This window comes from Streptomyces bauhiniae, from assembly GCF_004784475.1.
In the GTDB taxonomy this organism is placed as follows: Bacteria; Actinomycetota; Actinomycetes; order Streptomycetales; family Streptomycetaceae; genus Streptomyces; species Streptomyces seoulensis.
The window spans coordinates 74,729-87,926 of record NZ_SRRT01000003.1 but is presented as its reverse complement, the minus strand read 5'-3'; the positions used below and the strand labels follow the sequence as shown (position 1 = coordinate 87,926).

At 71.5% G+C, this 13,198-nt stretch carries 14 protein-coding genes; 9 read left to right on the top strand and 5 right to left on the bottom strand.

The features are described from left to right. Positions 1-102: 102 nt before the first annotated feature. From E5083_RS10485 to E5083_RS10465, 5 genes are all read left to right on the top strand, one after another. Positions 103-1,629, top strand: coding sequence for an aldehyde dehydrogenase (NADP(+)) (locus E5083_RS10485; protein ID WP_135785383.1), 1,527 nt, complete (start codon positions 103-105; stop codon positions 1,627-1,629). Between the two features lie 26 nt (positions 1,630-1,655). Continuing rightward, positions 1,656-2,264 (top strand): DUF1349 domain-containing protein, encoded by a 609-nt coding sequence (locus tag E5083_RS10480; protein ID WP_135785382.1) that lies wholly within the window; start codon positions 1,656-1,658, stop codon positions 2,262-2,264. Between the two features lie 36 nt (positions 2,265-2,300). Beyond that, positions 2,301-2,804: a GNAT family N-acetyltransferase gene (locus E5083_RS10475; RefSeq protein ID WP_208754022.1), complete on the top strand. Its 504-nt coding sequence runs from the start codon at positions 2,301-2,303 to the stop codon at positions 2,802-2,804. 76 nt (positions 2,805-2,880) lie between these two features. Then, the gene (locus tag E5083_RS10470) at positions 2,881-3,600 is read left to right on the top strand and encodes a DsbA family oxidoreductase (protein ID WP_135785960.1); all 720 of its coding nucleotides are present in this window, start codon (positions 2,881-2,883) and stop codon (positions 3,598-3,600) included. Positions 3,601-3,676: 76 nt separating this feature from the next. Continuing rightward, complete coding sequence (locus E5083_RS10465; RefSeq protein WP_135785381.1) at positions 3,677-4,738, top strand: aminotransferase class V-fold PLP-dependent enzyme; 1,062 nt, start codon at positions 3,677-3,679, stop codon at positions 4,736-4,738. 78 nt (positions 4,739-4,816) lie between these two features. Here the strand turns inward: E5083_RS10465 and thpD are convergent, their stop codons facing one another. From thpD to E5083_RS10440, 5 genes are all read right to left on the bottom strand, one after another. Then, positions 4,817-5,716, bottom strand: coding sequence for an ectoine hydroxylase (thpD, locus tag E5083_RS10460; RefSeq protein ID WP_135785380.1), 900 nt, complete (start codon positions 5,714-5,716; stop codon positions 4,817-4,819). A 5-nt stretch (positions 5,717-5,721) separates the two neighbouring features. Continuing rightward, positions 5,722-6,126: an ectoine synthase gene (locus tag E5083_RS10455; RefSeq protein WP_030815454.1), complete on the bottom strand. Its 405-nt coding sequence runs from the start codon at positions 6,124-6,126 to the stop codon at positions 5,722-5,724. A gap of 43 nt (positions 6,127-6,169) precedes the next feature. Then, positions 6,170-7,441, bottom strand: coding sequence for a diaminobutyrate--2-oxoglutarate transaminase (gene ectB / locus E5083_RS10450; protein ID WP_135785379.1), 1,272 nt, complete (start codon positions 7,439-7,441; stop codon positions 6,170-6,172). A 23-nt stretch (positions 7,442-7,464) separates the two neighbouring features. Beyond that, positions 7,465-7,983, bottom strand: a complete 519-nt coding sequence (gene ectA, locus E5083_RS10445; protein WP_135785378.1) for a diaminobutyrate acetyltransferase — start codon at positions 7,981-7,983, stop codon at positions 7,465-7,467. Positions 7,984-8,279: 296 nt separating this feature from the next. Further along, entirely contained in the window at positions 8,280-9,380 is a 1,101-nt protein-coding gene (locus E5083_RS10440; protein ID WP_135785377.1) for a pyridoxal-phosphate-dependent aminotransferase family protein, read from the bottom strand. Positions 9,381-9,582: 202 nt separating this feature from the next. On the opposite strand from E5083_RS10440, the gene E5083_RS10435 reads away from it, so the two are divergent. Genes E5083_RS10435 through E5083_RS10420 form a run of 4 tightly spaced genes read left to right on the top strand, consistent with a single transcriptional unit; the run spans position 9,583 to position 13,177 of the window. After that, complete coding sequence (locus E5083_RS10435; protein WP_135785376.1) at positions 9,583-10,425, top strand: basic amino acid ABC transporter substrate-binding protein; 843 nt, start codon at positions 9,583-9,585, stop codon at positions 10,423-10,425. Between the two features lie 4 nt (positions 10,426-10,429). Next, positions 10,430-11,263, top strand: coding sequence for an amino acid ABC transporter permease (locus E5083_RS10430; RefSeq protein WP_086695322.1), 834 nt, complete (start codon positions 10,430-10,432; stop codon positions 11,261-11,263). Continuing rightward, positions 11,260-12,042 (top strand): amino acid ABC transporter ATP-binding protein, encoded by a 783-nt coding sequence (locus E5083_RS10425; RefSeq protein WP_135785375.1) that lies wholly within the window; start codon positions 11,260-11,262, stop codon positions 12,040-12,042. Before E5083_RS10430 ends, E5083_RS10425 begins: the two co-directional genes overlap by 4 nt. Before the next feature lie 43 nt (positions 12,043-12,085). Continuing rightward, a complete protein-coding gene (locus E5083_RS10420; protein WP_135785374.1) occupies positions 12,086-13,177 on the top strand; it encodes an amidohydrolase family protein in 1,092 nt (363 codons plus the stop codon). Positions 13,178-13,198 lie beyond the last annotated feature (21 nt).

Here is a 13,198-nt window from a genome sequence, read left to right as displayed (position 1 = left end):
TAGTCTCCGAGCAGCTCATTCACCATCGGAGACGGCGTTCAGCATATCGAACGGGCCGATGGCCGAATCCCCGCAGTGCGGCCTTGTCTGGAGGGAACCGCGGTGACAGCAGCACCAGTCTGGAGTGTCGACCCGCGTACGGGGAAGCACCGGGAGCAGGTCGCGGTGGAAGCCACCGCCGACGAGGTGGACGCCACCGTCCGGGAGGCGCACGCCGCGCGCGGCACCCTCGCGGACCGCGCCGTACGCGCCGCGTTCCTCCGCGAGGCGGCCACCGGCCTGGAGACGGTCAGCGCGCTGCTGATCGAGGTCGCCGACGCCGAGAGCGCCCTCGGCCCGGTCCGGCTCACCGGCGAACTCGCCCGCACCGCCTACCAGTTGCGGGCCTTCGCCGACCTGGTCGACGAGGGCGCCTTCCTGGACGTCGTCATCGACCACCCCGACCCCGCCGCCACCCCGCCCGTGCCGGACCTGCGCCGCTGGAAGATCCCGCTCGGCGTGGTGGCCGTCTACGCGGCCTCCAACTTCCCCTTCGCCTTCTCCGTCGCGGGCGGCGACACCGCGAGCGCGCTCGCCGCGGGCTGCCCCGTCGTGGTCAAGGCCCACCCCGACCACCCGGCGCTGTCCGAGCTGGTCGCCAAGGTGCTGCGCCGGGCCGCCACCGCGCACGGGCTGCCCGCCGGCGTCGTCGGCCTGGTGCACGGCTTCACCGCGGGCGTCGACCTGATCGGGCACCCCCTGGTCGCCGCCGCGGGCTTCACCGGGTCGGTGCGCGGCGGCCGGGCCCTGTTCGACGCGGCCGCCGCCCGCCCGGTGCCGATCCCCTTCCACGGTGAACTCGGCTCGCTCAACCCGGTCGTGGTCACCGAGGACGCGGCCGCCGAGCGGGCCCAGGACATCGGCGCCGGACTCGCCGCCGCCATGACCCTCGGCGTCGGCCAGTTCTGTGTGAAGCCCGGCCTGGTGCTGGTGCCCGCCGGGGCGCACGGCGACGGCCTGGTCAAGGCGCTCACCGACGCCGTCAGCGACACCGAGCCCGGCGTGCTGCTCGACCACCGCATGCGGGACGCGTTCCTCGCGGGCGTCGGCGAGCGCACCGCCCTGCCCGAGGTGGACTCGCCGGTCACACCCGGCGCGGCCGGGGCGCACACGGTCGGCGCGGGCTTCCTCACCGTCCCCGCGGCCCGGCTCACCGAGGACGCGCACGCACCGCTGCTGGAGGAATGCTTCGGCCCGGTCACCGTGGTCGCCCGTTACACGGACGAGGACGAGCTGACCGCCGTACTGGAGCGGCTGCCGGGCAGTCTCACCGCGACCGTGCAGCTCTCCCCGGCCGAGGCGGCGGGGGAGGGGGATGCGGCCGCGCTGCTGGCCCGGCTGACCCCGCTGGCGGGCCGGGTCCTGGTCGACGGCTGGCCGACCGGCGTCGCGGTGGCCCCGGCCCAGCACCACGGCGGCCCCTACCCCGCGACCACCTCCACCTCGACCTCGGTCGGCGGCACCGCCGTCGAACGCTGGCTGCGCCCGGTCGCGTACCAGAACACCCCCGAGCCGCTGCTCCCGCCCGAGCTGCGCGACGACAACCCGCTCGGCCTGCCCCGCCGGTACGACGGAGTCCTGGAACGCTGACGTACGACGGCTGCGAGAATCGCCCGATGGACATAGAGCTTCCCGAACTCCCCTTCCCCTTGCGGACGTACGGCCCGGACGGGCACTGGTCGTACGAGAAGGGGGTGCTCACCGGCTGGGCCGGGCCCCGGCAGGACCGGTTCGTCACGCCGACCGGGGAGGCGCTGGACCCGGCCGCCGACGCGCCCCGGCTGCTCGGCTCGCCCGAGGGCGACTTCCAGTTGATCGCCCGCGTCACGGTCGGCTTCAACGCCGCCTTCGACGCCGGGGTGCTCTACGTCCACGTCGGCGACCGGGCCTGGGCCAAGCTCTGCCTGGAGAATTCCCCGGACGTGCCCACCATCTGCACGGTGGTCACCCGCGGCCACTCCGACGACGCCAACTCCTTCACCGGGCCCGGCAGTTCCGTCTGGCTCCGGGTGAGCCGCACCGGCCGCGCGCTGGCCTTCCACGCCTCCCGCGACGGCGAACGCTGGACCTTCGTCCGCCTCTTCACCCTCGGCGACGAGAAGGAGACCGGCGCCGCCCTCATCGGCTTCATGACCCAGTCCCCCCTCGGCGAGGGCTGCGTGGTGACCTACGACCACCTGGAGTTCCGGCCCACCTGGCCCGCCGACCTGCGCGACGGGAGCTGAGGAACCGCGCGCGGGGGCCCGTACGTCCTGAGCCACATGATCAGTGACGAGACAGCGGGTGCCCTGGTGATCCGTCCCGCCGAGGCCGGGGAGGCCGAGGCGATCGCCGCGCTGCACGCGCGGGCCCGCGCGACGTACTACCCGGACGGGCTGCCGCCGTCCGACTTCGACTGGACCGACGCCTGGCGCGGGGCCGTCGAGCGGCCGGACGGGGAGGTGCTGTGCGGGGTGCGGGACGGGGAGATCGTCGCGATCGCCTCGTTCCGGACCCCGGAGGGCGAGCCGGCGGACACCGTGAAGCTGTACCAGTTCCATGTCGCGCCGGACCGCTGGCGCGCGGGCCTCGGCAGCGCCCTGCACGCCGCCTGCGTCGAGCGGTGGCTCGCCGGGGGCAAACGGACCGCCGTGCTCGACGTGCACGTGGACAACCGGCGCGCGCAGGCGTTCTACGCCCGCCAGGGCTGGGTCCCCGACCCGGAGAAGCCGCCCGCCGAGGACGACCACCATCTGTTCCTGCGCTGGACCCCGCCGGGGGAATGAACCAAGCTGCTTGAACGTTCACGTACCGGACGGCGAGAGCCCGTCCGGTACGTACGAGCGGAAGAGAGCCCTGAAGATGCGCGTCGAGATCTGGTCCGACATCGCCTGCCCCTGGTGCTACGTCGGCAAGGCACGCTTCGAGAAGGCGCTCGCCGCGTTCCCGCACCGGGACGAGGTCGAGGTCGTGCACCGCTCCTTCGAACTGGACCCCGGCCGCGCCAAGGGCGACGTACAGCCGGTGCTCGACATGCTCACCCGGAAGTACGGCATGAGCGCGGCGCAGGCCGAGGCCGGCGAGGACAACCTCGGCGCCCAGGCCGCCGCCGAGGGCCTCGACTACCGCACCCGTGGCCGCGACCACGGCAGCACCTTCGACCTGCACCGCCTGCTGCACTTCGCCAAGGAGCAGGGTCGGCAGGAGGCGCTGTTGGACCGCCTCTACCGGGCCAACTTCGCCGACGAGCAGTCGGTGTTCACCGGCGGCGACGACCATCTGGTCGAGCTGGCCGCCGAGGCCGGCCTGGACGCCGACGCCACCCGCGCCGTCCTCGCCGACCCCAGCGCCTACGCCGACGAGGTCCGCGCCGACGAGCGCGAGGCCGCCCAGCTCGGCGCGAACGGCGTCCCCTTCTTCGTCCTCGACCGCACCTACGGCGTCTCCGGCGCCCAGCCCGCCGAGGTCTTCACCCAGGCCCTCACCCAGGCGTGGGGCGACCGCTCCCCGCTGAAGACGGTCGCCCAGGACGACGCCGGCACCTGTGGCCCCGACGGCTGCGCGGTGCCCCAGCAGGGCTGACGCATAAGGGTTGCTTGGGCACACCCTGTAGAGATGCGTGATGGACGACGGCATCCGGGCGCCGCACAGTGGAGTCATGGAGACCACGGAGACGTTCGAGAGCCTCGTCCGCGCCGAGTTCGCCCCGGTCGGCACCTTCCTCAACACCGCCAGCAACGGCCTGCTGCCCGCCCGCGCCGTCACCGCCCTCTACGAGGCGGCCCTGCTGCGCGCGCAGGGACAGCCGCTGACCGCGCTCTGGGACGACGTGGAGGCGTGCCGGGCCGCCTTCGCCCGGCTCGCCGGAGTCCCCGTCGAGCGGGTCGCGCTCGGCGCCTCGGTCGCCGCGCACAGCGGAGTGATCGCCGCCTCGCTGCCCTCCGGCGCCGAAGTCCTCACCGCCGAGGACGACTTCGCCTCCGTGCCCAACCCGTTCCACGTCCGGGGCGACCTCAAGGTGCGCGCGGTGCCCGTGGAGCGGATCGCCGAGTCCGTCCGCCCCGGCACCGCGCTCGTCGCCGTCAGCGCCGCGCAGTCCGCCGACGGCAAGGTGGCCGACCTGCCCGCGCTGCGCGAGGCGGCCCGCGCCCACGGCGCGCGTACCTACGTGGACTACTCCCAGGCGGCCGGATGGCTGCCGATGGAGGCGGGGGAGTGGGACTTCACCGCGTCGGTGTCCTACAAGTGGCTGCTCGGCCCGCACGGCGTCGCCTTCCTCGTCGTCCCCGAGGACTTCGGCGGGCTCACCCCGCTGCTCGCGAGCTGGGTCGCGGGCGAGCGGCCCTGGGAGAGCTGTTACGGCCCCGTCACCGAACTCGCCCACTCCGCACGGCGGTTCGACCTCAGCCCCGCCCTGTTCTGCTACCCGGCACTGCGCCGCTCGCTGGAGCTGATCGAGGAGCTGGGCGTGTCCGCGATCCACGCCCACGACATCGCCCTGGCCGACCGCTACCGGGCCGGGCTCGCCGCGCTCGGCCACGAGGCGCTGCCCGCGCCGGGCTCCGCGATCGTCTCGGTGCCGGGGCTGGGCTCCCGTCAGCCGGAGCTGGGCCGCGCCGGCATCGAGGTGTCCGACCGGGCCGGCAATCTGCGCGCGGCCTTCCACCTCTACAACACCGAGGCGGACGTCGACCGCCTGCTGGACGCGCTCGACGGCTGAGTACGCGCACATGACCGGGCCGGTGCCTCTCGTCCCACACGAAGAGGCACCGGCCCGGTGACCAGGGTCGGGCGAGGGCTACCGCACCGGAGTGAAGTCCCGCGCCCCGATGAACTCCGGCCTGCGCACCGGCGCCGCGAACGGCTCCACGGCCGTGTTCTCCACGCTGTTGAACACGATGAAGACGTTGCTGCGCGGGAACGGCGTGATGTTGTCGCCGGAGCCGTGCATGCAGTTGCAGTCGAACCAGGTGGCCGAACCCGCCGCGCCGGTGAACAGGCGGATGCCGTGCTCACTGGCCAGCTCGGTCAGCGCCTCGTCGGACGGGGTGCCCGCGTCCTGCATCTGGAGCGACTTCTTGTAGTTGTCCTTCGGCGTGGCACCGGCGCAGCCCAGGTACGTCTTGTGCGACCCCGGCATGATCATGAGGCCGCCGTTGGTGTCGTAGTTCTCGGTCAGCGCGATCGAGACGGACACCGTACGCATGTGGGGGAGGCCGTCCTCGGCGTGCCAGGTCTCGAAGTCCGAGTGCCAGTAGAAGCCGCTCGCCCCGAAACCGGGCTTGACGTTGATCCGCGACTGGTGGACGTAGACGTCCGAGCCCAGGATCTGCCGGGCCCGGCCCACCACCCGCTCGTCGTGCACCAGGTTGGCGAACAGCTCGCTGAGCCGGTGCACCTCGAAGACCGAGCGGATCTCCCCGGACTGCGGCTCCACGATCGAGCGCTCGTCGGCGCGGATCGCCGGGTCGCCGACCAGCCGGTCCAGCTCACGCTGGTAGACCTGCACCTCGGCGGGGGTGATGATCTGGTCGACGGTGAGGAAGCCGTCGCGCTCGAACCCTTCCAGCTCGGCCGCCTGGATCGGGCCCGGCGTGTCCGGGGAACCCCAGACGACCGGGTCCTTGCGCGGGACCCGGACCTCGGTCGCGCCCCGGCTCGGGTACAGGTCGGTGGGCGTGGTGGTGAGCGTGGTCATGGTTCTCACACCTCCTCGGGCTCGGTGAGCAGCGGGTAGACGCCGTTCTCGTCGTGGTCCTCCCGGCCGGTGACGGGCGGGTTGAACACGCAGATGCAGCGGAAGTCCTCCTTCACCCGCAGCGTGTGGCGCTCGTGCCCGTTCAGCAGGTACATGGTGCCGGGCGTGATGGTGTACACCTGCCCGTCCTCGTGGTCGGTCAGCTCGGCCTCGCCCTCGGTGCAGACGACGGCCTCGATGTGGTTGGCGTACCACATCGACGTCTCGGTCCCGGCGTACAGGACCGTCTCGTGCAGGGAGAAGCCGACCCGCTCCTTGGCGAGCACGATGCGCTTGCTCTCCCAGGTACCCGATTTGGCCTTCACATGCCGGTCGGTGCCCTCGATGTCCTTGAACGAACGGACGATCACGGTGTCTCCTCCTCTTTACTAGCCGGTCAGGCGGTCGTGCTGGTCAGGCGGTCTCGCGGACGGCGCGGGCGAGGATGCTCAGCCCCTCGTCCAGCTCCTCCGGGGTGATGGTCAGCGCCGGCAGCAGCTTGACGACCTCGCCCTGCGGGCCGGACGTCTCGATCAGCAGCCCCAGCTCGAAGGCGCGCTTGGCCACCCGCGAGGCACGGTCGCTGTGGTGGAACTCCAGGCCCCACACCAGCCCGCGCCCGCGGTACTCCTTGACGTCGGCGAGGTTCTCCTCGGTGATGGAGATCAGCTCGCGCTCGATCTGCTCACCGCGCGTACGGGTCTGCTTCTCCATCGCGGCGCCGTCCGCCCAGTACGTCTCCAGCGCGGCCGTGGCCGTGACGAACGCCGGGTTGTTGCCGCGGAAGGTGCCGTTGTGCTCGCCCGGCTCCCAGATGTCCAGCTCCGGCTTGAACAGGCACAGCGACATCGGCAGGCCGTAGCCGGAGATCGACTTGGAGACCGTGACGATGTCCGGGGTGATCCCCGCGTCCTCGAAGGAGAAGAACGGGCCGGTACGGCCGCAGCCCATCTGGATGTCGTCGACGATCAGCAGCATGTCCTGCCGCTCGCACAGCTCCTTCAGCGCGCGCAGCCACTCGGGCCGGGCCACGTTGATGCCGCCCTCGCCCTGCACGGTCTCCACGATCACCGCGGCAGGCTTGTTCAGGCCGGAGCCCTGGTCCTCCAGCAGCCGCTCGAACCACAGGAAGTCCGGCACGGTGCCGTCGAAGTAGTTGTCGAACGGCATCGGGGTGCCGTGCACCAGCGGGATGCCGGCGCCGGCCCGCTTGAAGGCGTTGCCGGTGACCGCGAGCGAGCCCAGCGACATGCCGTGGAAGGCGTTGGTGAAGGACACGATCGCCTCGCGCCCCTTCACCTTCCGGGCCAGCTTCAGCGCGGACTCCACCGCGTTGGTGCCCGTCGGGCCCGGGAACATGACCTTGTACGGCAGGTCGCGCGGCCGGAGCACCAGGTCCTGGAAGGTCTGGAGGAAGGTCCGCTTGGCCGTGGTCGACATGTCCAGGCCGTGGGTCACCCCGTCGCGGGCCAGATAGTCGATCAGCGCCCGTTTCAGCACCGGGTTGTTGTGGCCGTAGTTGAGTGAGCCGGCCCCGGCGAAGAAGTCGAGGTAGGCATGGCCGTCCTCGTCGTACATCCTGCTGCCCCGCGCCTGGTCGAACACGACGGGCCAGCCGCGGCAGTAGCTGCGGACCTCGGACTCCACGGTCTCGAAGACGCTCAGGTCGGGCTGGGTGATGGTCACGGTGATTCGCTCCTCGGGGGACGTCAGTGCGCCGGGACGTGGGTCAGCGGGCCTATGCGGTACAGCACTTCGGGGTCGTGCGGGCCGTCGGGGAACAGCTCCTCCGGAAACAGCACCTCGCGGGTCAGCCCGGCGCCGTGGCGCTCGGCGAACGAGGTGAACAGCCGCTCGGAGGCGGTGTTGCCGGGGGTGATGGTCGTCTCCACATCCGTCACGCCCTGCTCGGCCGCGAGCCGCGCGGTCAGCCCGTCCAGCAGCGCGCCGGCGATGCCCTTGCCGCGCTGGGAGCCGTCCACGGCCACCTGCCAGACCAGCAGCGTGTGCGGGCGGTCCGGGCGGACGTACCCGGTGACGAACCCGACCGGCTCGCCGTCCGCGCCACGGGCCACCGCCGAGGTGCCGGCGAAGTCCCGGCACCACAGCAGATAGCTGTACGAGGAGTTCAGGTCGAGCGTTTTCGAGTCCTTGGCGAGACGCCAGAGTGCGGCGCCGTCGGTGACCGCGGGTCTGTCGATGAGCAGGTCGGCGGATGCGGAAGTCATGCGGCCTGAATTTAGCGAGGTGAATTGCGAAATGCACGGGGGTGATCTCGGCGGGGTCTGGACCTCTCGGCGTTATGCCGGGTTTGACCTAGGTTAAAACGGGACAAAAAGCTCCCTGTGTGGAGTGTGTCACAGGACGGAAACCTGTTGGAAATCGAAGTTGTTTAGCTCTGCAAAATCCGGGCAGGATAAAAAGGCTGGGCCTGGACGATTGAATTCACGGGGAATTTACGTCATATGGATAAAAAGAAAACGGCCCGCGCGGAATCGCGCGGGCCGCTCCTCGGTGCCGGGGGTCAGAGCAGGAACTCGTCCACCGCCGCCGCGGCCGCCTCCGGGTCCACCGTCAGGCCCTCTCCGGCCAGCGCCGCGCCCAGCGCCGTCAGCGCGCGGCGCACCACCTGCGGCGTGGCGTCGGGTCCGTAGTGGTTCACCCGGATCATCTCCTTGGCCAGCGCCCCGCCACCGGCGGCCAGCGGCAGCCCCGGGTCGCTCTCCAGCGCCCGCGCCACCAGCTCCGAGGCCACCGTGCCCGCCGGCACCCGCAGCGTGGTCGCCACCGGTGCGGCGTCGCGCTCCTCGCGCACATAGGGCTGGAGGCCGCCGCCGAGCGCGAGCGCGCCCGCCCGGGTCGCCCGCGCGAGGTCGCGGTGCCGGGCCATCACCGTGTCCAGGCCGTCCGCCTCGATCCGCTCGACACAGGCGTCCAGCGCCAGCATCTCCAACTGGGCCGGGGCGTGCGGCAGCGCCTTGCGGCCGCCGTCGATCCAGCGCTCCTTCCAGTCCAGCAGGGAGAGGTAGGAGCGGCGCGGCGCGTCCGGGTTGGCGGCCATCCGCTCCCAGGCCCGCTCGCTCACCGAGATCGCGGAGACCCCGGCGGGCCCGCCCATCGCCTTCTGGGCGCCGATCACGCACAGGTCCACGCCCCACGCGTCCGGCAGCACCGGCTCGGCGCCGACCGAGGCGACGGCGTCCAGGTAGAAGAGGGCGCCCTGCTCCCGTACCGCCTCGCCGATCTCCGCGACCGGGTTGGTGTTGCCGGTGGCGGCCTCCGCGTGCACCAGGGAGACGAAGTCGATCTCCGGGTGCTCGGCGAACGCCGCCCGGACCTGGTCGGCGGTGACCGCCGAGTCGAACGGCACCGCGAGGTCGTGCACGGTCGCGCCGGAGTCGCGCAGCCAGTCGCCGAAGGTCTGGCCGTACGGGCCGGTGATCACGTTCAGCGCGACGGTGCCCGGACCGGCGGCCGCGCGGATCGCGCCCTCCAGCGGCAGCAGCGCCTCGCCCTGGGTGATCAGCACGTCCTGCCGGGTGTCCAGCAGCCGGGCCACCCGGTCCTCGATGGCGGCGAACCGCGCGGCGGTCAGCGGGGGCAGGTCGAGGAGGGGATGGGTCACGGCGGGTGCCTTCTTCGCTCACGAGGTCCACGGGGCCGGCCCCGGCGGGCCGACGGTGACGAGGGTAACTGGCGGCCTCCGTGCCGTTTTGACCGGCGACATCTTAGGCTGGACGGCCGCGAAGCCATCAGTTTGATTTGAGAGGCCCAAACCTCTCCTTATAATCGGAACCCACAGTTCCCCCGATCGGGAGATTCCCCCCATGAAGACCCTCCTTCGGCGCCGGCCCCGTGTGCTGGCAGCCATCACCGCGACGGCCGCGATCGCGCTCGTCGCCGGCTGCTCCTCCTCGGGCGGCGGGGGCGGGAAGACCACCGTCAAGGGGGTCCACCTCGCCAACGCCGGAGCGCTGACCGTCTGCACCCACCTGCCCTACCCGCCGTTCCAGTCGGTGGTGGACGGCAAGGTGCAGGGCTTCGACGTCTCCCTGATCGACCTGGTTGCCAAGGACCTGGGCGTCAAGCAGAAGATCGTGGACACGCCGTTCGAGAACTTCAAGACCGGCGCCTTCCTCAACTCCGGCCAGTGCGACCTGGCCGCGGCCGGTATGACGATCACCGACGAGCGCAAGAAGAACGTCGACTTCTCCGACCCGTACTTCGAGGCCACCCAGGCCGTGCTGGTCGACAAGAAGAGCGGCATCAAGTCGATCGCCGACCTCAAGGGCAAGAAGCTCGGCGCGCAGGCGCAGACCACCGGTGAGGACCTCGCCAAGAGCAAGGGTCTCGACCCGGTCTCCTTCCACTCCTCCGACGCGGTCCTCAACGGCCTGCGCACCGGCCAGGTCCAGGCCGTGGTCATCGACTACCCGGTGGTCCAGGGCTGGCTGAAGGACAAGGCCAACTCCGCCGCCTTCCAGGTGGTGGACAACATCAACACCGGCGAGCAGTACGGCTTCACGGTGAAGAAGGGCAACACCGCCCTGCGCGACGCCGTCAACAAGGCGCTCGCCCGCGCCAAGTCCGACGGCGAGTACAAGAAGATCTACGAGAAGTGGATCGGCCCGTACGACCCGTCCGCCGCCTCCCCCTCCGCGGGCTCCTGACCCGATGGCCGACACGGACACCCGCATCCAGCCCCGCAAGAAGGGCCTGACCCGCAGGCAGCGGCGCAGGCTCTCGCGCGGCGCGCAGTACGTCGTCTTCGTCGCCGCCGTCCTCGCCTTCGCGTTCTCCGCGGACTGGGGACGGCTGAAGAACCAGTTCGCGCAACTGCCCATCGCCGAGCAGATGTTCCCGGACATCATCACGCTGGCGCTGAAGAACACCGTGCTCTACACGCTGTCCGGCTTCGTGGTCGGTCTGGTGCTGGGCATCGTCGTGGCGCTGATGCGGCTGTCCTCGGTGGGGCCGTACCGCTGGCTCGCCGGGATCTACATCGAGATCTTCCGGGGCCTGCCCGCCCTGCTGATCTTCATCTTCGTCGGCGTCGGCGTGCCGCTGGCCTTCCCGGACGTGCAGTATCCGGGCGGCACCTATGGCAAGGTCGCGGTCGCCCTCGGTCTGGTCTCGGCCGCGTACATGGCCGAGACGATCCGGGCGGGCATCCAGGCGGTGCCCAAGGGACAGATGGAGGCGGCGCGTTCGCTGGGCTTCTCGCCCGCGCGGGCCATGATCTCCATCGTCATCCCGCAGGCGTTCCGCATCATCCTGCCCCCGCTCACCAACGAACTCGTCCTGCTCTTCAAGGACTCCTCGCTGGTGCTGTTCCTCGGGGTCACGCTGGAGGAGCGCGAGCTGTCCAAGTTCGGCAACGACCTGGCCAGCACCACCGCCAACTCCACCCCCATCCTGGTGGCCGGCCTGTGCTACCTGCTGGTCACCATCCCGCTCGGCTTCGTCGTCCGGCGGATGGAGTCCAAGTCCCAGGAGGCGATCCGGTGAGCACCCCCGAGATCCGCGTCGAGGGGCTGCACAAGTCCTTCGGCGACAACCACGTCCTGCGCGGCATCGATCTGGAGATCGGCCAGGGCGAGGTAGTCTGCGTCATCGGGCCGTCCGGCTCCGGCAAGTCCACCCTGCTGCGCTGCGTCAACCTGCTGGAGGAACCCCAGCAGGGCACCATCGTGGTCGGCGGCACCGAGCTGACCGACCCGGACGTGGACATCGACGCCGTACGCCGGCGCATCGGCATGGTGTTCCAGCAGTTCAACCTGTTCCCGCACCTGAACGTCACCGAGAACCTCACGCTGCCCCAGCGCCGGGTGCTCGGGCGGGACAAAGCGGCGGCGGAGAAGGTCGCGGCGGAGAACCTGGCCCGGGTCGGGCTCGCCGACAAGGCGCACGCCTACCCGTCCTCGCTCTCCGGCGGCCAGCAGCAGCGGGTGGCCATCGCTCGCTCGCTCGCCATGGGCCCCGAGGTAATGCTCTTCGACGAGCCGACCTCCGCGCTCGACCCCGAGCTGGTCGGTGACGTGCTCGCGGTGATGCGGGGGCTCGCCGAGGAGGGCATGACGATGATGGTCGTCACCCACGAGATGACCTTCGCCCGCGAGGTCGCGGACCGGGTCGTCTTCATGGACGGCGGCGTCATCGTCGAGCAGGGCACCCCCGAGGAGGTCATCGGGAACCCGAAGAACGAGCGGACCCGGCACTTCCTCTCCCGTGTCCTGGACCCGGCGATGGCCGAGGTCGAGGACGCACCGGGCCAGACGGAGAAGTAGCCGGGGCTTCAGCCGGGGGAGCCGTCTCACTAAGGTGCGGTGCATGAGCGATCACGCGGTGCTGCACGTGAAGGGGCGGGTCCTGGCCGGGCCCGACGACGTCCGCGACGAGCTGTGGGTGGTCGGCGGCCGCGTCACCTACGACCGCCCCGCCGGCGCCCGTGATGTCACGACTGTGGAGGGCTGGGCGCTGCCCGGTCTGGTCGACGCCCACTGCCATGTCGGCCTCGGCGCGGAGGGCCCGGTCGACGCGGACACCGCCGAGAAGCAGGCCCTCACCGACCGCGAGGCCGGCGCCCTGCTGCTCCGGGACGCCGGTTCGCCCTCCGACACCCGCTGGGTGGACGACCGCGACGACCTCCCGAAGATCATCCGCGCCGGACGCCACATCGCCCGTACCCGGCGCTACATCCGGGGCTACGCCCACGAGATCGAGCCCGCCGATCTCGTCGCCTACGTGGGGCAGGAGGCGCGGCGCGGGGACGGCTGGGTCAAGCTGGTCGGCGACTGGATCGACCGGGGCGTCGGCGACCTCGCGCCCTGCTGGCCGCGCGAGGCGGTCGAGGCGGGCATCGCGGAGGCGCACCGGCTGGGCGCGCGGGTCACCGCGCACTGCTTCGCGGAGAGTTCGCTGCGGGACCTGGTGGAGTCCGGTATCGACTGCATCGAGCACGCCACCGGCCTCACCCCCGAGCTGATCCCGCTGTTCGCCGAGCGCGGGGTCGCCATCGTGCCGACCCTGGTCAACATCGCCACCTTCCCCGACCTGGCGGCGGGCGGCGACGACAAGTACCCCCGCTGGTCGGCACATATGCGCCGCCTCCATGAGCGGCGCTACGACACGGTGCGCGACGCCTATGACGCGGGCATCGAGGTGTACGTCGGCACCGACGCGGGCGGCTCGCTGCCCCACGGGCTGGTCGCCGCCGAGGTGGCGGAACTGGTCACCGCCGGCATCCCGCCCGTCGAGGCGCTGGCCGCCACCAGTTGGGCCGCCCGCGCCTGGCTGGGCCGCCCCGGCCTGGAGGAGGGCGCCCCGGCCGACCTGGTGGTCTACGAGTCCGACCCGCGCGCCGACGTCCGGGTGCTCGCGGCGCCGCGCCGGGTGGTGCTGAACGGGCGGGTCGTGCAGTAAGCGGGACGAACGGGCGTGCCC